Genomic DNA, 19,772 nt, shown 5'->3' on the forward strand with positions numbered 1-19,772 from the left:
ATAAGCATTAACTTAAAGTCACTCGTAGATCGTATGACACCAACACTAAGAGAGAGCTTAGAGGGCGCCGCTGGCCTCTGCCTCGCACACAGCCAATACAACGTTGAACTTGAACATTGGCTGCTTAAGCTCTTAGACAGTCAAGACAGTGATATTTATCAGTTACTTCTAAAACACGAAGTCGATGTAGGTCGCCTCAGCAAACAGCTTGTTAATGTCATCGCTAAGTTTAAGAGTGGTAGCTCTAGGCCTGCAGCTCTTTCACCTACGATTGTAGACGTTGCCAAAAACGCTTGGATGCTTTCATCTGTCGAGTATCAACAGCCAAGCATCAGTAGTGGACATTTATTAGCTGCAGTATTACTTGATGAACAGCAACAACGACAGCTAGTAGAGGCATGCCCAGCATTACGCAGCATTGCTCCTGAATCAGTACGCGAAACAGCACGAGCATTTTTTGGTCAAACAGGCGAGTCTGCTGCTGCAGTATCTGAGATGACAGAGCAGCCTGGCAACGATAAAAGCATCAAGGCTAGCAAATCACCTGCACTGGATAAGTACACAGTTAATTTAACAGAACGAGCTAAACAAGGAGAAATAGACCCTGTTCTTGGTCGAGATGAGGAAATACGTCAATGTATCGATATACTCACCCGAAGAAGACAGAACAACCCTATTATGACCGGCGAAGCTGGGGTTGGTAAAACCGCCGTTGTCGAAGGTTTCGCACTAAGAATTGCCTCTGGAGACGTACCAACGCCTTTGAAAGACGTTGCTCTAAGAACACTTGATCTCGGCCTACTACAGGCAGGTGCTTCTGTTAAAGGTGAGTTCGAAAACCGTCTAAAGTCAGTAATAGACGAGGTTAAATCATCAATAACACCCATCATCCTTTTTATTGATGAGGCGCATACTTTAATCGGAGCTGGCGGCAAAGAGGGTCAAGGTGACGCGGCCAACTTATTAAAGCCAGCCTTAGCACGCGGCGAACTAAGAACGATTGCGGCAACCACATGGGCAGAATATAAGAAGTATTTCGAGCGCGACCCAGCTTTGACACGCCGATTCCAGGTTGTCAAAGTTGAGGAGCCCGATGAAACTAAAGCTATCAATATGATGCGCGGTATTGCTGAATCCTTACAGAACCATCACCAAGTTAGAATTCTTGATGAGGCGATTATTGCTTCCGTTCAACTATCGCATCGCTACATCCCAGCCCGTCAACTACCCGACAAGTCAGTCAGTTTACTCGATACTGCTGCAGCACGAGTCGCATTGAGCCAAAGCTCAACTCCCGCGGCTATTGAGAACGCTCAGCGGAGAATTGAAACAGCGACAAGAACACAGGTGTTACTACAAAAGGAGCATGCCGCTACACAGCAGCACGGTGACAAACTCGAAGAGTTAAGCCATGAGATTGAAACAGCTCAAATTCTTTTAGCAGCATTGAACGAACAACTTGAAAAAGAACGCCAGTTAATTAGCGAAATACGTGAACTTCGTAACACAATCGAAAGCGAGTTCGAGACCGACCCAACTGAACAAAGCACGCAGCATACAGAACACCTACAAAGGTTACAGGGTCAACTAGCTGAAATTCAGCAGGATCAACCACTGTGCCAAGCAAGTGTTGATGCTCAAGCTGTCGCTGCTGTCGTCGCTAATTGGACCGGCATTCCTGTAGGTAAGATGGTTGCCGATGAAATTACCGCCATTAACCAGCTTAAGGCCAAGCTAGGCGAAAGAGTCATTGGCCAAGAGCATGCTCTTGACGCTATTAGCCAGGCTGTCCGTACGAGTCGTGCGGGATTAACTGATCCAAGAAAACCAGTGGGCGTCTTCCTATTTGCTGGAACAAGTGGTGTAGGAAAAACAGAAACAGCTCTAGCGTTAGCAGACACACTCTATGGTGGCGAACAAAATATTACGACAATCAACATGTCGGAATTTAAGGAGGAACATAAGATTTCAATGCTTCTTGGTTCGCCTCCAGGTTATGTTGGTTACGGCGAAGGGGGGGTACTGACTGAGGCGGCCAGACGTAAGCCTCACTCTGTTATTCTATTGGATGAGATGGAGAAAGCCCACTCTGGCGTTCAAGATATTTTCTACAATCTATTCGACAAAGGTACGATAAAAGACGGTGAGGGCCGTGATATCGATTTTAAAAACACTTTGATCATAATGACCTCCAATGCAGGTGAGGACGCCATCCGAGCGATCTCTGAACAAGTTGAAGAGAAACTCGAACCAGAAGCCCTCGTTGACAACATCCGCCCTTATCTTTTAGATTCATTCAAACCAGCTTTCCTTGGCCGTACAAATGTAATCGCTTTTTATCCTCTCGAAGACGATGAGCTAATTAAGATTGCAGCGATTAATATGCGTAAGATTGAAAAGCGGGTTAAAGCACACTACGGCGCCAGCTTTAGCTATGACGAAGAGGTTTTACTACATATCATTGCTCGTTGCCAAGAATCAGATACAGGGGCACGAAACATTGAAAACATCTTAAACCGCAGCATATTGCCTGAACTCGCAGGCGAATGCTTACAGAAGATGGCTAATGACCTCCCTATTGACAGCATTCATATAGCTTGCGATGAAGAGGGTGTGTTTAGTTACCAGCTTCACTAGGTATTAACTGACCGAACCTCGTGCGCCATTAAATGATGACTGCACGAGGAAACTTCTAACCCCCAATTAACACTGTTGGCATACCAATGACAATAGTGCCTCCGTGGGCTGTTGAATCACCCATTCTCGCCGCAGGCCTTCCACCAACTAATACTGTCGCGCTACCCATGATAATTGAGTCAGGAGGGCCAACGCAGACACAAACACTTCCTAGGCCTGCAGCCGGTATACTGCCAATCAGTACAGTCGGGGTCGCAGGCGCAACAATAGGCCCACCCACATGGGGAACTACACCCGTTACCATTGGGCAGACATGCATATCAGTTATCCTTGCAGCTGGCTTTCCCATAATATACTCCCTATTTTGTTTAAGATGACAAGCGACCCTGCCCGCCATTTGCAAGGTCAATGCCCTGAGTAATCAAAGTGACATATCTTGACTTCAAACCTTCTTCATCGCCTTCTGCTGCTGCTAAAGCAACACTTCCTGCAACCGCATGCGCATAGAGGTGTTCTGGCGGTGGAACATCAGGCTCGCCAACAGGAGCGATACTACCCGCACTCCAGTAAGCTGCTGTTGCAGCCCAACTGGCAGCACTCTGGTATTTACTCTCAGCTGCTAACTTTGATGCTAACTTCCGGTTCTCTTCTGTCGGCTTTTGCACCCAGCGTTCTGCTGATAACAAAGCCTTAATATGAAGCGGAGGCGTTTCCTTTGTTTGACTCTGCCTTGTGGCGATACAGGCCCACCAAACAGCCTCTCGCTTAGGCAGACCATGTGAAATTAGTTTAATAGCATCTAGATAGTGCTCACCCTCAAGCAGAGACATAATACTCTCATGAGGCGGCACCTCTGGCATAACGATTGTTTCGGCTTCATCACTTAACTGAAAGTTCTCTATCAACTCAGCTGTCGTCTTCGCTTTAATTTTTATCATATCTAAAAGAATTAACCTATGTTAATTAATGAGCGTTACACCACCTTTGAGCATCAACATTCCACCGCCCTTAACTTGCGTCATCGCATCACCCGCAACAGTTACCTTCAAGCCTTTAATATCAACACCTGCATTCGAAATTTTAATACTACTTGGCCCTACTTTTAATTCAATGCTTGTTAATGCCTTTATGGAAATACCGCCCTTACTGTCATGACTAATACTGCCAGTAACAGCAACATTATGCTTGCCACTAACTTTTAACGAGTTATTGCCACCAATCTTTACAGAGTTATTACCGTCAACTTGATCGTCTCGCTTACCCTTAATGGTAGATTTACTGTTGCCGTCGACTTGACGTGTGCTGTTTGCCTTGATATTTTTTTCACTGTCCTTCTCAACCGTTAGAGTTTCTTTACCCTTGATCTCACCCTTCTGATCATTTTTAATCAAAAAGTTATGATCACGGCCGGCCTGAAAATAGACTTCCTCTTTACCTTTTTTATCATCAAAACGCAGCTCATTATACTCACCATCAATCATACTCTTGATGCCACTTTGGGTCTCTGTATAACCGCTGAACTTGTTATCTGCATTATAAACAGCGCCCGTAACAACTGGTCGATTAATATCGCCCCCCATATAGTTAACGATAACTTCTTGGCCTACCCGGGGCACAAATACGGCCCCCCAATCTTTTCCTGCATAAGGCTGAGCGACTCTCAACCATATACTCTCAGCATTCACATCCCATGCAAACACAACCTTAACTTGTTTATAAGGGTCCTTCGTGGCCTTCGAAGCAACCTCTTTTACTGTTGCAAGTTGTGGTGGAACTGGCGCTCTCGACATATTACGAGGGCTAGGCCTATATATTTTTGTTGCGGGCACACACTTAAATTGGTTGATATAGCTACTAGTAGAATTAACTACATCAACAACACTGTGGCGCACAGATACAATTAAATACTCCTGTTCTTCACTCTTTACCGCATGTGTGAGCTTGAAAGTATGCCCTGGAGCCATAAAACCGCAACCACTTTGGCCGTAACAGGTTTCAAATCGAGACTCTTCGCTCTCCAGCCAGTGGCGTAAATAGCTGTCTGCCATTTTACTTTCGATTTTTGAACTAAAGTCATCAACTGCAACATAATTCAATGAAGCATCATCCGTCGGCCCTAATGTCTTTTTCACAACTTGGCTGGAGGAAGCACCCTTCTTCTTACTTACTGTTTTTTTTGTATGACTGAAACTATTTGAATCAGTCACAGTATAATCACTAGGGTGGTAATTCTGCTCTCTATACCAGGTATTGATATAGGTCTCATCTGAGTTAAGGCCACTTGCTTTAAACTCTATAGCCTTTGGCGAGCAATCGATATAACTACTTTTTCCATCAAAGAAAACTATTTCTATTCCAGACTTATTCATCTTATAAAAGTAGCCAATACCATCTTCAGCCAAGATGCGCGTCAAGAACATCAAATCATGCTCATCATACTGAACACAGTATTCACGCGGAGATAAAACGTTATTAAGCTGAAATGATAGCGTTACATTAAGCCCATAGCCTTTTATAACTTGCTCAACAATATCTTTGGTCGTTTTCCCTTGAAAAATTCGATTATGCATCGCATATTGCGCAAACCATAGTGGTGACACTAATTTTAATCGATACTTACGCAAACCACTGGGATCCAGCTCGTCCATCGAGAACTGGCTAACATAGCCATTTAACGGGCGATCGTTCCCTTCCATAACACTAAGGTTAAGGGCAATAGCCCCCCCTACAATCTTTCCTTTACCGAGGTTTTTATCGTCAGACAAGAGCTCAACATCATATTCATACTCTTCTGATATTCCCTCCTCACCCGATAATTGCGTAATAACCACATCGCTTGAAAAGCCAGACACTAGCTCAATCAATCTGTGTTTTTGTGACAATTCAATATTCGACATAATTATTCCCTTAATCGATTTTACACAGCAAAAAAACCGGCTGCGAAAACGCAAGCCGGCTTTGTAAGATCACTATTTTCTTTTAGCCGGCTTTAAAGTGGCTTAGCAGTTGTCAAGTCGTAACCAACCAACTGATTCTTAGGGTTCTTATTCGTCTTATCGGCGTGCGAAAGGTTCGCCTCGATACGTGCATAGCTAATAGAGATGGTTTCCTGTGGCTTACCTGAACCACTTGCGCTAACACTATAGGAGCTAATCATACAGTCTTCAAGAGTTATCACTGCATACTTCTCTAGCTTCTTGCCACCTGTTTTTACGACATGAAGCTCAACTTTCACACCTTCTGAGCCAGTTACTGACTGACTAAACAAGCCGCCTGATGCTGCACACATTGGCTTTGATACTGTAATTTCACTGAGGCTTGGTCGAGTTGCTTCTCGATTAGATACGGCACCTGGCTCCATAGAAATTCCACGACCAACACCAAAGTTCATGCCATGTATTTCAATCCAATCCTCATAACCTTCTGCAGTTACGTTACCTTTAGGTGTTTTGGCATTGTAGTTTAAGTAGATAGCCATAATAAAAATCCTTTCCTTCTGATTTATAAACAAAGATTAAAGAACTAATGATTAAACAACGTTGTAGCTATGCCGCTGTAATCTGACACTGATTAAATCACAGCATTACGACAAACAAAACCATTATAAAACCCACTCTGACACCATTAAATTGCACCCTTATTAACAAAATAATAATGTTTCAGTTAATTTCAGAAAGCTTTTTCTTTGGCCTCCCACGCTTCTTTGGGCCTATTTTTGTGCTTGATATCTTTTCTATCTCTTTTTTAAATGCGTCACTACCAAGTACCTGACCGATGTTAATAGTGTCCGCAATAAATTCTTGCAACCTAACATCAAAGCTTTGTTTAAATAAGTCGTTATAGTTATTGCAGCGTTCATTACGGTTACGACCTAACGCTAGATAAAGGCTATGATCAACGATAACAGAATCCCTTTTGGCCCCTGAGTGATGAGCAAAACTAGACCACTTAAAGTCTTTCAACTCCTTAACTAAGCCCAAATGTAACGCTCGCAGCTCAACATAACGATAACAACTAAGTAAAAAACGCTCAGAGTCAATCACGCTTGAGCGATAACGGCCAGACCAAAGTGTCCCTGAGCGCTTATAACGATGGTTAATATATTGCACATATCGCCTACCAAGAGACTGCATCATCGATGAGACACCATTAGGAACCCTTGGGGTGGCTATAATTTGAATCATATTTGGTAACAAGGTATATGCGTGAACATCAACACTGTACTGATCAGAAGCAGCACGTAAACTTTGCAAAAAAAACAAATAATCATCATCGCAAAAAAAACAGGGGAAATTATTGTGCCCTGCCTGAACAATATGCTGAGGTATGTCTATTAAGTTAAGCCGAGGCAAACGCGCCATAATGCATCTTCATCCATGATTTAACTAATCTGCAACCACCTAATGTGGTTGCTAGCAACTATTATGTAGATATTGTTGCTTTATTTCTACATCTAACAAGCAACAATATCAACATGATACACCTTGGATTAGTTTTACACCCTACCAAACAATCGATAGAAATTCTCAGTTGTCTTCCTAGCCAATTCTTCAGTTGAGATATCCAAGAGCTTAGCAATATATTCAGCCACGAGCCTAACATACTGAGGTTCATTAGGTTTTCCACGGTGCGGCACAGGAGCAAGGTAAGGGGAATCCGTCTCAATTAATAACCTATCTAACGGTAATTGCTTGACGACATCTCGCAAGGCTTCAGCGTTATTAAAGGTAATGATGCCGGAGATTGATATATAGTAATTAAGCTCTAACGCTTGCTTTGCCATGACTATATCCTCAGTAAAACAATGCAAAACTCCAGCGCTATCCCTACAACCATGAGCCTTGATTAGCTCAATTGTTTCTGTTCTCGCATCTCGAGTATGAACAATAACCGGTTTCTGCAACTTTCGAGCCAGCTCAAGATGATGTACAAAGCTCTCTTGCTGACAGGCGTGATTTTCCTTATCGTAAAAAAAATCGAGCCCAGTCTCTCCGATCGCAACAATACGATTTGAACTAGCCATTTTCTCAATTAAATCAAAACGGTCATCTTTTCCCTTCACGCTAAGCGGGTGAATACCTACAGAGGCAACAACTTGCGGGTATTTCGTAGCAATCTCTAAACAGGTCTCAGAGTTTTCAGCATCAATACCGACACACAGCATCCGGTTCACACCCTGTTGTTCGGCTCGAGCTATAACACCTTCAATCCCGTCGCTATAACCGTCAAGGTTTAATCGGTCGAGATGACAGTGGGAATCAATCAAAGGTTTATCGTTTATATTCATCGCTAACATACTTCCAGTTTTATGAGGCATAAAAAAAGCATCACGACGGACTTTATCGCGATGCCTATATGGATCAAGCCAGCTATAGCTTACATAGTGTTCGTTGGGCGATCAGACTCCAGCGAACCCGCCAAATAAGTCTCGATCTTATTGACAGCTAAGTCATCGTGATCCGCGAACTGCACACCAATCCCCACAGGCCTAGCGCCGTGGCTTCCTGTCGGTGTTAACCAAATTACTTTACCAGACACAGGAATCTTCTCAGCCTCCTCCATCAAAGTCAGCAGCATAAAAACTTCGTCACCAAGGTCAAATGCTTTAGTCGTAGGTATGAACAAACCACCATTCTTCAAGAAGGGCATATAGGCCGCGTACAATTCAGACTTGTCTTTAATTGCTAGGGACATGATCCCGTTATTTTTTGCCCCAGATTTTACACTGGCTTTTCCCATCGACATTCATCACCTCTACGCAGTCTATTTGCTGCTTCACTTTATTGGTATAGATTACCTATATCACAAACAATATACTAGCACCGACTTATGTCGTTAAAATACAATTCTAGACAGAACGCCTTCAATGGCAAGCTGTTTATTTGGGGTAGCTCCCGCCTTGATAGCAGAGCGAAGCTGGGACAACTGCATTATCTGTTCGTGTAACTGCTTAGGCGTCAAACGCACTGCCATCAGCTCAAAGACATGTCGAGAATCCTCTATACGTAACTCGTTATTAGTTTGACTATAACGAGCGAGATCCATCATCCAACTTAACAACCAATCCAACGAATCAAGCAGCTCAAACTTTGACCAACGTACGGATGCAGTAACGATATCCAGACGGTTATCTAACAATTCAAAAAGCTCTTTTAACATCTGATCACGCTGCTGTAGCGCTTCTCCTTGCGCCAGCGCTAGAGCTGTTAATGGCTGCCCCGATGCAATGGCTAACAGCCTCTCAGCCTGATCCGGCCTATCGAGTCGCCCCTTTAACCACGCGACCGCTTCCAACTCATTAACAGCCCCCAATGGCACCTGCTGACAACGCGACCTGATCGTTGGCAAGATGCCATTGGTACTGTCACTTACCAGAATTAAGACCGTTTTCTCACCAGGCTCCTCTAAACTTTTAAGCAGTGCGTTTGCAGAGCTCTCATTCATTGCCTCAGCTGGCGCAATAATCACAACTTTATAACCACCCTGCTGAGACTTATTAACGATAAATGAGGAGACCTGCCTTATTGCATCTACCTTAATCTGTTTTGCACCATCCTCTAAGTAACACTCAACAAAATCAGGATGGTTACCAGCTGCATGCAACAAGCAACTTTTACATTCACCACAAGCGCCCAGCTCCGAACGATCAGAACACTGCAGGTAATAACCCAAAGCTTTAGCTAATTCACGCTTTCCTACACCAGCAGAACCAGAAAGTAACAATGCATGAGGCAATTGGTCGCTCTCAACCTGAGTCAGCAGCCTATGCCATGTCGTCTGTAGCCATGGATAATCAATCATGTTTAATGTTTATACTGAAAAAAGATAGCAGCGCGCTTTCGATCTGTAACTGCACAGAAGCGATGTCTTGGCTGGCGTCTATAATCGAAAAACGTTCCGGCTCTGCGGCTGCTCTTGCAAGATACCCCGCCCGTACTCGCTCAAAGAATGCCAAATGCTCAGATTCAAACCGGTCCAACTCCCCTCTTGCCCTGGCGCGTGCCATACCCGTCTCAACGGGTAAGTCCAACAAAATGGTTAGGTCGGGCTGCATCCCAGCTTGAACCATCGCTTCTAGCTGTTCGATCCGCTCAATAGACAGCCCGCGACCACAACCTTGATACGCATACGTAGCATCGGTAAAGCGATCACAGAGCACCGTTTTACCAGAAGAGAGCGCTGGCAAAATTTTCTGCTGCAGATGCTGCGCCCGTGCAGCAAAAACCATTAGTAGCTCCGCCATTTCACCAACAGACTCATCACGTGTTGCTAACAATATCTCTCTAAGCTCTTCAGCAAGAGGGGTCCCCCCTGGTTCTCGTGTATGTAGGTGGTTAATTTCATGATGCTGTAAAAATTGACGGATAAACGCCACATTGGTCGTCTTGCCGACCCCCTCCCCGCCTTCGACGGTGATAAAGAAAGGTTTTCTGTTAGTCATAATCTCGTTAGTCATAATTACTGGGCTGGGTGGCTGCGATAGTCTGCTCGCCTTTTTAACTGATACTTAACAACTGCACGATTATGCTCCTTAAGCGTCGCAGAAAACTGGTGGCTACCGTCACCTTTTGCCACAAAATATAAGCTATCACCATCCGCTGGATGAAGCGCCGCCGCAATAGCTTCACGTCCAACTAAAGCGATAGGTGTCGGCGGTAACCCGCTACGCGTATAAGTGTTGTATGGGGTGTCTGCCCTCAGGTCTCTACGTGATATCTTACCTTGATAGCGGCTCCCCATACCGTATATTACCGTAGGATCTGTCTGCAGACGCATACCTTTATCAAGACGCCTAACAAATACCCCGGCAATCTCACGCCTTTCATACGTAACACCCGTTTCTTTCTCAACAATGCTGGCCATTATGAGTGCATCATATGGCGTTTTATAAGGAAGACCTTTATCTCGGGTTTCCCACTCCTCAGAAAGTACTTTATTTAACCGTTTAGCCATCATCCTTAGGATCTCAACATCCGTCTGTTGACGGGTATAAGCGTAACTATCTGGAAAAAACAAACCCTCAATATTTTTATAATCACCGTACCCCAGTTCAGAGACAATTCGAGGCAGCTCTTCATAATCAATCGTAGATTGTATAAATGAGCTTTGCTGGATTCGGCTAAGCATCTGTTTAGCTGTATACCCTTCTGGAATGGTAATATTGCGATAGACGACATCACCACTCTGTAGTTTTTCTAGCAACGTCAGGATGTTATCAGAAGCTGTAAGACGATATTCTCCGACATGAATAGCAGCCTGATTTGTCAGTCGCACATAGGCTATAAAAAGCTTAGGGTACTCAATAAACCCTTGCTTACTCAAGCGATAGGCTAAGCGACTATAGCTCATGCCAGAGGGGACAACAATTTCCTGATGATCAACATTTACGACCAGCGGCTGGGCAAGATAGTCATCAAACCAACGGCTTGCAAACCATAACAACAGAGCTACAGCCATCAAGCTGAGCACTACAATCTTCCCAAACAACTTCATTGGAACCCCTAAATTAATGACTTTTATTCTCAGGTCTATCAACAGCAGCACAGAATAAACGCTAAATAATATTCATGATGCTCATTCGCAACGGTAATATACCTCCAGCGAACTCTGTAACTGTTGTATGGCATCAAGCGCCTCTTCTGCGCCAAATGATATAATATCATCTTGTCCATGCTGAGCTATTGACGTTACCGGTGCGATACCCATCACACTATTGCAGACAAACATGCCCTCTGCTTGTAACAGCTCCTTAAAACTAATACGAGAAAAACACACCTCAATACCAAGAGCAGGCGCAACCTCTCTTATCAACAACTCTCGCGCCACACCGGCAACCCCCGCAAGAACCAAACCATCAGTATACAGCCGCCCTGAAGACAACCAAAAAACATTACTTTGTGTGCCCTCTACAACACAGCCATGACTATCTTGCATCAAGCCTTCGCCAAAGCTAGCGTCGTGCCACTCTCTTCTAGCCATGACTTGAGGCAGCCTATTAAGGTGCTTTAACCCTGCGAGACCAAAAGCTTCAGGTAACCGTGTAGAGCAAAGAAAAACACTGATACCTGCTAATTGTTGAGAATAGTCTGGCCGCGCGGAGCACTGGACTACTCGCTGATACTCGGGCTGAATAGGCGGTCGATAGCCACGTCCACCACTACCACGGCTGACAATAAGCTTTACGACGCCTTCATCAGCCGGCATTTGCGCTACGGCCATCATAATTTCCGACTCGACCAACTCTAAGTCAACGCCAGAAAAACCAAGTACAGCAAAACCGCGCTTTAGACGCTCAATATGATAGGGAAGTAAGGGAACAGATCGCTGACAAACCCTTATCGTTTCAAAGAGGCCGTCACCGTAGGAGAATGCTCTGTCAGTGACGGCAACACTATCAGTGCGCTGGCCGTTGACTAGCGTAGGGAAGTCAGCTGCAAACATATGTTAGCTCATGATATTAGGCGGCAAGATAGCCGCCTAATCACCGATTAGATTTTGGCGAACAACAGGCTACCATTCGTCCCGCCAAACCCGAACGAGTTCGTCAACACCGCCTCAATCTTACGCTCTTGCGCAGTATGAGGAACGTAATTCAAGTCGCAGCCTTCATCAGGATTATCTAAGTTGATCGTTGGTGGAGCAACCTGATCTCGAATAGCCAGAACAGAGAACACCGCCTCAACAGAGCCCGCTGCACCCAACAGATGCCCAATCATTGACTTGGTCGAGCTTACGGCCACTTTTGCGGCTGCTTCCTCACCCAACGCGAGCTTAACGGCCTTGCTCTCTGCCACATCACCGGCAGCTGTAGACGTACCGTGTGCGTTGACATAATTGATCTTGTCGATCTCAATGCCAGCATCGTTAATCGCGTTAGTCATCGAGGCTGCAGCACCACTGCCATCAACAGTCGGCGTCGTCATATGGTAGGCATCTGCACTCATACCAAAGCCGGATAACTCAGCGTAAATCTTTGCTCCTCGCGCCTTAGCTGACTCATACTCTTCAAGCACCAACATGCCAGCACCATCGCTAAGAACAAAGCCATCCCGATCTTTGTCCCAAGGACGGCTTGCAGCTTGCGGATCATCATTGCGTGTTGATAACGCTCTTGCAGCAGCGAAACCACCCAAGCCTACCGGTGTTGTAGCCATTTCTGCACCACCAACAACCATGGCGTCAGCATCACCGTGCTGAATCATGCGCGCGGCAATACCAATATTATGCGTACCTGTGGTACAGGCGGTAGTAACTGCAATATTAGGCCCCTGAAAGCCATACTTAATAGAAATATTACCTGCAATCATATTAGTAATTGAGCCAGGGACAAAAAAGGGTGATATTTTACGTGGACCACTCTTATTGATTAGATCTCGACTCGTCTCAATTGAGCCAATTCCCCCAATGCCGGCACCAATAGCACAACCTATCCGCGGCGCAGTTTCGTCAGAAACAGAAAGGCCACTGTCCTCAATAGCTTGAATAGCAGCTGCCATACCGTACTGAATAAATATATCCATACGCCTAGCATCTTTAATAGCTAAGTATTGGCTGACGTCAAAGTCTTTTACCGAGCCACCAAAGCGGGTAGTAAAATCTGAAACGTCAAAGTGCTCGATAGGGGCAATACCACTCTTACCTTCTACAATGCCACGCCATGTATCGGCGACATTATTGCCCAATGGTGTAATCAAGCCCAAACCGGTGACGACTACTCTACGCTTTGACACCAGATAACCTCCTATTAATTGATCGTAACTGCATACAATATGCTAAAAAAAAAGCCGTTCTATATAGGATAGAAACGGCTTCGTAATCTACAAGTGTAGATTAGGCAAGGTTCTTCTCGATGTAATCGACAGCGGCCTGAACAGTTGTAATGTTCTCAGCTTCTTCATCAGGAATTTCAGTTTCAAACTCCTCTTCCAAAGCCATAACCAACTCAACGGTATCCAAAGAATCGGCACCAAGATCATCGACGAAAGAAGACTCGTTCTTTACTTCTTCTTCTTTAACGCCAAGCTGCTCAGCAACAATCTTCTTTACGCGATCAACAATGCTACTCATGGTAGTTTTTAACTCCTAGTTAGAATCTCTATGGTGGCGAACAGAATTAATCCTCACCACCCTATAATTTGAGAACCCGAATTGTACTCGGATTTTCATCTTGTTGTAATCTTTCGAATCAATTTCGAGTCGAATTTTACACCTTTTTAACAGTTTGCCAACCCTATGACATGTACATGCCACCGTTAACCTGTATGGTTTCACCAGTCACATAGGCAGCACCCTCACTGGCAAGAAAAGAAACGACCGAGGCAATCTCCTCTGGCGCACCTAAACGCCCGACAGGAATATTCGCCTGAAGCGCAGCCCTTTGCTCCTCTGGCAACTCCTTTGTCATATCGGTATCAATGAAACCAGGCGCCACAGAGTTAACAGTGATATTACGCACGCCAACCTCACAGGCCAATGAGCGCGCAAAACCTTGAACCGCTGCCTTAGTAGCAGAATAGTTTGCCTGCCCTGGGTTGCCCATAGAGCCCACTACAGAGCTAATGTTAATAATGCGCCCCCAACGAGCTTTCGTCATACCGCGAAGGCAGGCCTTAGATACTCGATAAACCGCACTTAAATTGGTATCGACTACATCGTCCCACTCTGAATCTTTCATTCGCATCAATAAGTTATCACGAGTAATACCGGCGTTATTGACAAGGATAACAGGAGCACCAAAATCATTAGTTATCTGCTTGACGACTGACACCACTGCCTCTGCATCAGTAACGTTGAGCGACATACCAGTACCTTGAACGCCCGCAGCAGACAAGCGTTCGCTGATTTTATCCGCCCCGGACTGCGTTGTGGCAGTACCGATGACAACCGCGCCTAACTGACCAAGCTGGTCAGCTATAGCCGCGCCAATCCCTCTGCTTGCACCTGTTACCAGCGCAACTTTTCCCTGTAGACTCATAGTTATACTCACAAAATTAATTAAAGGGCTTTGGCCGCATCGAGAGCTTTATCAAGGCTCGTGATATCTTCAGTCGCAAAGGCCGCACGCTTTAGACTCTTATCGATACGCCCTGAAAGCCCTGAAAGCACTTTTCCCGGGCCACACTCAACAACCAGCTCAACACCTTGCGTAACCATGTATTCTACGCAAGATGTCCATTTCACGGCACTATATATCTGCTCGACCATTACTGCTTTGATCTTCACAGGGTCCGATTCAGGTAATGCCGTAACATTATGAATTACAGGGACCTGGGGAGCATGAAAATCGATCTTATCAATTTCAGCTGCTAGTTTGACACCTGCTGGCCTCATCAGTTCAGTATGGAAAGGGGCGCTGACAGGTAATGGTAGCGCACGCTTCGCACCCGCCTCTTTACAGAGCTCTATAGCACGATCAACTGCTTCGACGTGTCCAGCGATGACAACCTGGCCTGGCGAATTATAATTAACGGCCTGCACAACTCCCCCGACCGACGCCTCACTACAAGCTTGCTCTATAGCTTCATCGGCCAAGCCAATGATTGCCGCCATTGCGCCTTCCCCAACTGGCACTGCAGTCTGCATAAATTGACCACGCATCTGAACAAGCTTAACCGCATCAGAAAACGCAATAACACCGGCGCAAACCAACGCAGAAAACTCTCCCAAACTATGCCCAGCCAACATAGAAGGAGCAGCGCCTTCTTTCGACATCCACACACGCCAAATTGCGACGCTTGACGTCAATAAAAGCGGCTGAGTTTTTTCTGTCAGATTCAACGAATCCTGAGGCCCATTCTGAGCAAGCGCCCATAAATCATAACCTAGTACCTCTGAAGCCTCCGCAAAGGTTTGCTCGATAATAGGATACGCCTCAGCCAGCTCTGACAGCATGCCAACTTTCTGCGAACCCTGACCAGGAAAGACAAACGCTAACTTCTTATTACTCACGATATAACCCCTAAACTTAACCACACTTTCGAATTCAGCGAGCCAACAACTCTAACTGCTCATCCAAAAGCGATATCATATTCGTTCTAACGCACTCGGTCGTCCGATGAATGGCCTGCGCAAATCCTTCCGCACTCGCATTACCATGACTCTTAACAACCACGCCCTGAAGCCCAAGAAAGTAAGCGCCATTGTGATTTTGCGGATTGATCCTTTTCTCCAAACGATCGAAGAGAGGCTTTGCCGCGACAGCAAGAAGCTTGCTAGTAACACCACTTCCGAACAGCTCTCGACCTAAATGAGAGATAAATTTAACCACCCCTTCACTTGTTTTTAAAGCAATATTACCGACAAATCCATCGCAAACAATGACGTCAGCACTGCCGCTATATAAGTTATCACCTTCAACATAACCGACGTAATTAATCATCGACTCCTGCGACAAAAGCGCAGCAGCCAGCTTAACCTGTTCATTTCCTTTCACTTCTTCTTCGCCAATATTTAACAGCGCTACTTTTGGCGACGCGACACCATCTACCGCAGAAGCCAACACGCTACCCATCATTGCAAACTGGTAGAGACTATCACTATTGGTATCAACATTCGCACCCAGATCCAACAAATAAGAATAACCTGTCACAGTAGGTATTGCCGTGCAAATAGCAGGGCGATCAATACCTGGCGATGTTTTCAACAGGTAGCAACCTAGACCCATTAGAGCTCCCGTACTACCAGAGCTAACACAAGCCTCAACTTTCCCATCACGTAACGATTCAAGCGCACGACGCATTGATGAATCCGGCTTATTACGCAACGCATAAGAAGGGCGATCTGACATTTCAACTGATTGCGTACAATGCACGACCGAGAGGCGCGAGGAGATTTTGCTAGATAATCCAACCAAGAAGGGAGATAAAACTTTTTCGTCACCGAACAGTACAATACTAAGATTGTCGTCCTGCTCTAGACATAAAACTGATGCGGGAATAGTAGAATGGGGACCGAAGTCCCCACCCATTGCATCAACTGCGATGCGAATCAAACTTAGTCGTCAGAACCAGTTTCAACAACTTTCTTACCGCGGTAGAAACCATCGGCAGAAACATGGTGGCGACGATGTGTCTCACCACTTGTAGAATCGACTGACAAGGTAGGACCGGTCAGAGAATCATGTGAACGACGCATTCCGCGTCTTGAACGGGTTACCTTACTTTTTTGTACAGCCATGGTGAGTCAAACTCCTCAGTCACATTTACCTTTAAGGCTCTTTAATACCTTAAAAGGATTATCAATTTCGTCTGGTACTTTTTCAATATAGTCATCGTCTTGGGAGGTAAAACCTACCGACGATTCGCAATCTGCCTCGGCGTGATAATTGGCGGCTGGTACACTGATAATCAGCTCGTCCTCTACCACCTCCAACAAGCTAACCGATTCATCACTTTCCACCATTAAAGGGTCGAGTGAGCGCGGTAGCTGCTGGGCCTGCTCGTCATTACGAACAACTCCGATAGCAATATCAGAATACAAATCCTGAGACATCGCTTTCATGCAGCGCTGACATAATATCTGTACGTTCGCCTGAACCTGCCCTCTTACTGTCGGAATCCGACCCTGTTCGAAAACAAACTTCAATTTATACGAAACAGTACCGCTATTATCAACTAGCGAGAGCAATAGCCGCGGCATCTTAGATACCTCAACCTGCCCTTCTATTTCTTTCCCCTGAGCAGCGAATTTGTGTAAATCCGCATGCTTAGGTAGTACCCCATCTAACATAAGCGCGCAATCATAGGGCTCAACGAGCCTTCTGTCAAAAGATATTGCTCTAACTCTGCATATTTATGATAATTAGATGATAAACGACGATCAACTAATCAAAGACACAGGCAAGCAATGCAGTTAATTTTGGCTTCATCTTCCTCATATAGACAGCAACAGCTGACAACCCTAAGACTGCCCTTCAACTGCCACTCACCCAACATCGATGAAACCCCCTTACCTAACGAAAGACCAATAGATCTTTGTAGGCGACTTGCCCTTGAGAAGGCAAAAGCCTCTAGCAAACTTTTTAAGAACCACCTAATTATTGGCAGCGATCAAGTTGCTCAGTGCGACAACAGCCTACTTTGCAAGCCCGGCACAACCGAGAATGCAATAGCTCAGTTGCAACAGTGCTCTGGCAAAGCGGTAGCATTCTATACTGGTATCGCACTTTTCAACAGCAAAAAAAACACCTACCAGCTAGATGTCGCAACATTTACCGTTCATTTCAGAGAGCTTAGCACGCTTGAGATAGAAAACTACATCCAAACCGAGAAACCTCTTCAGTGTGCAGGCGCCTTTATGGTCGAAGGTCTCGGCATAACCTTGTTTGAGCGCTTAGAAGGCGCAGACCACAACAGCCTAATTGGACTACCACTCATAAAGCTTTGCAACCTGCTACGAAATGAAGGAATCAACCCACTCACACCCCAGGCAAGCAACCTTATCTAGCGCAACTGATAAGAAGACTTTTGCATTGACTCACCCAACTCTACAACAGCCCCCTCCGCAAACGACATACCAAATTTTGTAGCAAATCGTGCCAACGGACTCTTTCGCTGAGAGTAATCTACAAGCTCATCAACCCCCACCACCTCACGGGCAACATACCCTGCGCTCCCCAAGCCATCTATCAGCCCTAGCGACAAAGCCTGCTCCCCTGGCCATATCAAACCACTAAACAACTTTGGATCCCTAGCCAAGCGATTACCACGCCCCTTCTTAACGGCCGCCACAAACTGCTTATGAGTTATCGCCAACACCTCCTGCCAAAACTGCGTTTGCGATTCCTGACGAGGCACGAAAGGGTCCAGTAGCGCTTTATTCTCACCTGCAGTATACAAGCGACGATCAATTCCTAGCTTCTCAAGCAAGCCAACAAAGCCGAACCCAGAAGTGATAACCCCTATTGAACCCACAAGACTTGCCTTGTCGGCATATATTTCATCCGCAGCAGCTGCGATATAGTAGGCACCAGAAGCACCAATATCAGAGATCACCGCATAAACCTTCTTCTCAGGGTAGAGTGAACGCAAACGAACTATTTCATCGTAGACATAACCCGACTGCACCGGACTGCCGCCAGGGCTGTTAATTGCAACAATTACCGCTTTACTATCACCAGCCTCAAAAGCACGGCGCAAACCAGCCACAATTGCATTGGCATTTGCCTCCTGATCATCAGCAATAACCCCCTTGATCGAAACCAGCGCCACATGATCCTTCGCACCAGCAAACAAGCCAACATTTAAAAACGGCAAAAACAGCGCCAAGCCAACAAAAACATAAACAAACGCCAAACACTTAAAAAACACACCCCATCGGCGTGCTCTTCGCTGCTCTTTAGTCTGCTCTAGCAATAACTTTTCAATTAAAAGCCACTGCTGATCCACCTCACCCTTACTCATGTATTATTACCCTTTAACTATTCCGCCATGCAGCAACGGTCACAAGAAATCTCATACCCCACCACCTCGCTGAACTTATCGACAACGGCTAAAGGCGAGCATGACAACAAACGTTTAACCGGATGCACGCCATAGGACACCCCTAACGACTTAATTCCCGCCGCCTTTGCCATGGCAAGATCGTACTCCGTATCCCCCACCATAACAGCCTGCACAGCTGGCACACCAAGCTCCTCAAGTAGCTCAAGCAACATTTTAGGATCTGGTTTCGACGCCGTCTCATCCACACAACGTGTCGCCGAGAAGTAATGCGACATATTATGGTTTCGCAACATCCGATCCAGCCCCTTCCTTGTTTTTCCAGTTGCTACCGCCAAGGTATACCCCTGCTCTAACAACCACCCCAACCCCTCTCTAACCTCAGGAAAAACATCACACAAACCGTTCTCGTCAATCATTGCACACTCTAGCGAATAGTGACGAGCAAGCTCTTCCCTCGCCTCAAGCCTCTCCGCCGGATACAGCACCGCAATAGCCTCAGGCAACCCCAAGCCAATAATTGCTTTAATCTCATCATCTGTAATAACCGGCAACCCAAGCTGATTGATGGCTGCCTGCATCGCACAAACAATCTTGTCAGCCGAGTCAATTAAAGCCCCATCCCAATCAAAGATATACAGCACTCATTCCCCTAACTCCACTTTGAGATAACTTGCTAATCGCAACAGAGCAGTG

22 protein-coding genes are annotated in these 19,772 nt (G+C 45.6%); 2 read left to right on the forward strand and 20 right to left on the reverse strand.

What is annotated here, in order from left to right:
* The first annotated feature begins 33 nt into the window (after positions 1 to 33).
* On the forward strand, positions 34 to 2,637 hold the full coding sequence (gene tssH / locus EDC56_RS13140; RefSeq protein ID WP_245980710.1) for a type VI secretion system ATPase TssH: 2,604 nt from the start codon (positions 34 to 36) through the stop codon (positions 2,635 to 2,637).
* A gap of 55 nt (positions 2,638 to 2,692) precedes the next feature.
* Here tssH and EDC56_RS13145 read toward each other — a convergent pair whose 3' ends face one another.
* From EDC56_RS13145 to EDC56_RS13230, 18 genes are all read right to left on the reverse strand, one after another.
* Positions 2,693 to 2,986 carry a PAAR domain-containing protein gene (locus EDC56_RS13145; RefSeq protein ID WP_123713042.1) on the reverse strand — a complete coding sequence of 98 codons (294 nt, stop codon included), beginning with the start codon at positions 2,984 to 2,986 and terminating at the stop codon, positions 2,693 to 2,695.
* Positions 2,987 to 3,005: 19 nt separating this feature from the next.
* Positions 3,006 to 3,575, reverse strand: coding sequence for a DUF6931 family protein (locus EDC56_RS13150; RefSeq protein ID WP_123713043.1), 570 nt, complete (start codon positions 3,573 to 3,575; stop codon positions 3,006 to 3,008).
* Between the two features lie 21 nt (positions 3,576 to 3,596).
* Positions 3,597 to 5,534 (reverse strand): type VI secretion system Vgr family protein, encoded by a 1,938-nt coding sequence (locus tag EDC56_RS13155; protein WP_123713044.1) that lies wholly within the window; start codon positions 5,532 to 5,534, stop codon positions 3,597 to 3,599.
* Between the two features lie 92 nt (positions 5,535 to 5,626).
* Positions 5,627 to 6,115, reverse strand: a complete 489-nt coding sequence (locus EDC56_RS13160) for an Hcp family type VI secretion system effector (RefSeq protein WP_123713045.1) — start codon at positions 6,113 to 6,115, stop codon at positions 5,627 to 5,629.
* Positions 6,116 to 6,296: 181 nt separating this feature from the next.
* Positions 6,297 to 6,998: a transposase gene (locus tag EDC56_RS13165; RefSeq protein WP_123713046.1), complete on the reverse strand. Its 702-nt coding sequence runs from the start codon at positions 6,996 to 6,998 to the stop codon at positions 6,297 to 6,299.
* Positions 6,999 to 7,132: 134 nt separating this feature from the next.
* Entirely contained in the window at positions 7,133 to 7,924 is a 792-nt protein-coding gene (locus tag EDC56_RS13170; protein ID WP_123713338.1) for a TatD family hydrolase, read from the reverse strand.
* 89 nt (positions 7,925 to 8,013) lie between these two features.
* On the reverse strand, positions 8,014 to 8,382 hold the full coding sequence (locus EDC56_RS13175; RefSeq protein WP_245980700.1) for a PilZ domain-containing protein: 369 nt from the start codon (positions 8,380 to 8,382) through the stop codon (positions 8,014 to 8,016).
* Between the two features lie 90 nt (positions 8,383 to 8,472).
* Positions 8,473 to 9,438, reverse strand: coding sequence for a DNA polymerase III subunit delta' (locus tag EDC56_RS13180; protein ID WP_123713047.1), 966 nt, complete (start codon positions 9,436 to 9,438; stop codon positions 8,473 to 8,475).
* Positions 9,431 to 10,078 (reverse strand): dTMP kinase, encoded by a 648-nt coding sequence (gene tmk, locus EDC56_RS13185; RefSeq protein WP_123713340.1) that lies wholly within the window; start codon positions 10,076 to 10,078, stop codon positions 9,431 to 9,433. The genes EDC56_RS13180 and tmk overlap by 8 nt, the downstream gene beginning before the upstream one ends.
* A gap of 17 nt (positions 10,079 to 10,095) precedes the next feature.
* Positions 10,096 to 11,172 (reverse strand): endolytic transglycosylase MltG, encoded by a 1,077-nt coding sequence (gene mltG, locus EDC56_RS13190; RefSeq protein ID WP_245980701.1) that lies wholly within the window; start codon positions 11,170 to 11,172, stop codon positions 10,096 to 10,098.
* Between the two features lie 39 nt (positions 11,173 to 11,211).
* Positions 11,212 to 12,078, reverse strand: coding sequence for an aminodeoxychorismate lyase (gene pabC, locus EDC56_RS13195; RefSeq protein ID WP_123713049.1), 867 nt, complete (start codon positions 12,076 to 12,078; stop codon positions 11,212 to 11,214).
* Between the two features lie 47 nt (positions 12,079 to 12,125).
* Positions 12,126 to 13,367 (reverse strand): beta-ketoacyl-ACP synthase II, encoded by a 1,242-nt coding sequence (gene fabF, locus EDC56_RS13200; RefSeq protein WP_123713050.1) that lies wholly within the window; start codon positions 13,365 to 13,367, stop codon positions 12,126 to 12,128.
* 100 nt (positions 13,368 to 13,467) lie between these two features.
* Positions 13,468 to 13,704 (reverse strand): acyl carrier protein, encoded by a 237-nt coding sequence (acpP, locus tag EDC56_RS13205; protein WP_123713051.1) that lies wholly within the window; start codon positions 13,702 to 13,704, stop codon positions 13,468 to 13,470.
* 163 nt (positions 13,705 to 13,867) lie between these two features.
* A complete protein-coding gene (fabG, locus tag EDC56_RS13210) occupies positions 13,868 to 14,611 on the reverse strand; it encodes a 3-oxoacyl-ACP reductase FabG (RefSeq protein WP_123713052.1) in 744 nt (247 codons plus the stop codon).
* 20 nt (positions 14,612 to 14,631) lie between these two features.
* Entirely contained in the window at positions 14,632 to 15,585 is a 954-nt protein-coding gene (gene fabD / locus EDC56_RS13215; protein WP_123713341.1) for an ACP S-malonyltransferase, read from the reverse strand.
* Positions 15,586 to 15,619: 34 nt separating this feature from the next.
* Entirely contained in the window at positions 15,620 to 16,627 is a 1,008-nt protein-coding gene (plsX, locus tag EDC56_RS13220) for a phosphate acyltransferase PlsX (protein ID WP_245980702.1), read from the reverse strand.
* Between the two features lie 2 nt (positions 16,628 to 16,629).
* Positions 16,630 to 16,812, reverse strand: a complete 183-nt coding sequence (rpmF, locus tag EDC56_RS13225) for a 50S ribosomal protein L32 (protein WP_123713053.1) — start codon at positions 16,810 to 16,812, stop codon at positions 16,630 to 16,632.
* Positions 16,813 to 16,827: 15 nt separating this feature from the next.
* Positions 16,828 to 17,364, reverse strand: a complete 537-nt coding sequence (locus EDC56_RS13230; protein WP_123713054.1) for a YceD family protein — start codon at positions 17,362 to 17,364, stop codon at positions 16,828 to 16,830.
* Positions 17,365 to 17,481: 117 nt separating this feature from the next.
* Here EDC56_RS13230 and EDC56_RS13235 point away from each other — a divergent pair, with 117 nt between their 5' ends.
* Positions 17,482 to 18,081 carry a Maf family protein gene (locus EDC56_RS13235; RefSeq protein ID WP_123713055.1) on the forward strand — a complete coding sequence of 200 codons (600 nt, stop codon included), beginning with the start codon at positions 17,482 to 17,484 and terminating at the stop codon, positions 18,079 to 18,081.
* On the opposite strand, the gene EDC56_RS13240 is transcribed toward EDC56_RS13235, so the two are convergent.
* Both EDC56_RS13240 and EDC56_RS13245 read right to left on the reverse strand, forming a co-directional pair.
* A complete protein-coding gene (locus EDC56_RS13240; protein WP_123713056.1) occupies positions 18,078 to 19,037 on the reverse strand; it encodes a S49 family peptidase in 960 nt (319 codons plus the stop codon). The two genes, EDC56_RS13235 and EDC56_RS13240, sit on opposite strands and share 4 nt — an antisense overlap.
* Before the next feature lie 17 nt (positions 19,038 to 19,054).
* Positions 19,055 to 19,720 carry an HAD-IA family hydrolase gene (locus EDC56_RS13245; RefSeq protein ID WP_123713057.1) on the reverse strand — a complete coding sequence of 222 codons (666 nt, stop codon included), beginning with the start codon at positions 19,718 to 19,720 and terminating at the stop codon, positions 19,055 to 19,057.
* Positions 19,721 to 19,772: the final 52 nt, after the last annotated feature.

This window comes from Sinobacterium caligoides (genome assembly GCF_003752585.1).
Taxonomy (GTDB): domain Bacteria; phylum Pseudomonadota; class Gammaproteobacteria; order Pseudomonadales; family Sinobacteriaceae; genus Sinobacterium; species Sinobacterium caligoides.